General features: G+C 42.8%; 2 protein-coding genes. One reads left to right on the plus strand and one right to left on the minus strand.

The features are described from left to right. A partial coding sequence (locus A3763_RS20645) for a sensor histidine kinase KdpD (RefSeq protein ID WP_068760432.1) occupies nucleotides 1-468 on the plus strand: 468 nt, incomplete at its 5' end. 30 nt (nucleotides 469-498) lie between these two features. On the opposite strand, the gene A3763_RS29000 is transcribed toward A3763_RS20645, so the two are convergent. Next, on the minus strand, nucleotides 499-1278 hold a 780-nt coding region (locus A3763_RS29000; protein WP_197483024.1), incomplete at its 5' end, for a hypothetical protein.

Below are 1278 nucleotides of genomic sequence, written 5' to 3' on the forward strand. Positions count from 1 at the left end.
ATGCTATCATTACATATCGATGAGTGCTTTGTTCACGACATCCTGGACGAGCAATCCGCACACTATTCGCCAATGCTCAAAGATAAAAATATTGAACTCGAAATCACCTGTGATCCAAATATATCTTGGTATTTTGATAGGGAGGTAATTTTGGGCGTTCTTAATAACGCGCTAAATAATGCTTCACGCTATACCAAATCGATCATTGAAATCGTCGCCTACATCAAAGATGATGACCTGATTATAGAAATACATGATGATGGAATCGGTTATCCTGACGAGCTATTGCAAGCCTCACCAGGAGAAGTAATAAATAACATTAACTTTCAAACTGGCAGCACCAGCCTGGGAATATATTTTGCTGAAATGGTCACTAAACTTCACACACAAAATGACAAGCAAGGGTCTATCAAGTTATCAAATGGAGGCAGACACGGAGGGGGAGTCTTCACGGTAGCACTTCCCTAAATCAAATTGCCAAGCCAGCCTAGATTTTTCTTACTCAATAGGTGGGAGGTATTCTTTAAACAGTGCGCTGCCAAGCGATGCACCGGTAACATCAGAAAGCCCCCACACTGAAAGTATTCTGCCGTCACGTAGCAAGGCATTTTGCCTCAAGGTTAACACTTCGGCACCTGATGTCTCTTGAACAATCGTACTTTCACTCAGCCACACCTTAGACAACTTAGAATATTGTCTTGTCTTGATTTTTGGGTGGAACGAAGTATTCTGAACCCAACTTAAGACACCGTTACCTTCATAGTCAAAGTTTAGTAAAGGGCTGGTAACCGGTCTCTCAGAACCAGATCCAGTAACTGGAATGTCTTCAGCAGTAGAAAAGCCAGAGCCGGGATGATAAGAACGAACTGTAAGACTGTTCACACCATCGTCGAACAGCATTGACCAAGCCACAAATAACTCGTTCAAATTATTGTGGGCCAGAGTAAACTCACTAACGCTTGCCGAGTCATCATATTCAATCTTTTTAGCATCTTCCCACTCTCCGCTAGCGTTACGATTAAGCATTAGATCATATCGACCTCCAGAAGATTGACGCCAAGCAACGTAGAGATCGCCATTATCAGAAATTGAGGGTTTAGGTTGAACCGCAAAGTGTGTTTCTGCACCAACAACATCAACAAACTGTGTTTCATCACTGCTCAGAGTTGCATCACTTGATACATTGAATCTTCTTGCTCTAACTCTGTCGAAGCCCGACACTTCCTGTGACCACACCACCACACCAAGACCTGAGGAACTAAGAGATAATTCAAGGTC

It is taken from the genome of Oleiphilus sp. HI0128, from assembly GCF_001635365.1.